This is a genomic window from Leisingera sp. JC1 (assembly GCF_001679925.1).
Classification (GTDB): domain Bacteria; phylum Pseudomonadota; class Alphaproteobacteria; order Rhodobacterales; family Rhodobacteraceae; genus Leisingera.
Window position 1 is genome coordinate 1 of sequence record NZ_LYUZ01000055.1, and the last position, 667, is coordinate 667.

The window sequence follows — 667 nt, forward strand, 5'->3', positions numbered from 1 at the left end:
ATTTCCATCGTGTAAATGGCCACACCGTCCTGATACCCAGTGATCGTCACCTCATTTGCCCAGTTTCTTTCGGGGACGATACGCTGGTTCTGGATGGACGAATTGGCGAGCGACAGGCTTTTGAAGTCAAAGTCCTCGCCGTCCGCCTGGCTGAAGCCGATGACCGATGCCCAGCCGTTGAAGGCCTCGGCATCGCCGTCCCGTTCATAGTCCAGCGTGCCGATGGCCCCCTGGTGGTTCCGGTACCCCTGGCTCACACTTGCAACAAAATTGCCATCAAGAATGCTATCGCCGTCTTTGATGCGCTTCCTATCGTCAAAATCCAGCACATATTCCGACTTCAGCTTGATTTCCTCGAAATTCTCAACGTTGTGGAAGGTGATGATATCGCCGTTTCCATAGGTGATCGTGCCATATCCCCGGCCTTCCAAATTGATGGTTGCTGTGCCATCCTGGATGAAGCGCAGGGTGTCGTTGCCCTGCCCCATCCGGACGTCATCGCCAGCGCCTGCCAGAACCGTGTCATCACCGTGGCCGGTGAGAATCAGGTCGGCGGCCTGAGTGCCTATGATGCTTTCGTTTCCCCGTGAACCTACGATCTTCTGTGCGGCAGAAGTTTCGAAGTCGGACAGATCGACGGTTGCGTTATTCGCAACCTGAACGGCTG

At 55.5% G+C, this 667-nt stretch carries 1 pseudogene; it reads right to left on the minus strand.

From position 1 onward, the window contains the following. Positions 1-667 (minus strand): annotated as a pseudogene (locus tag A9D60_RS26505) (hypothetical protein); the annotation flags it as partial.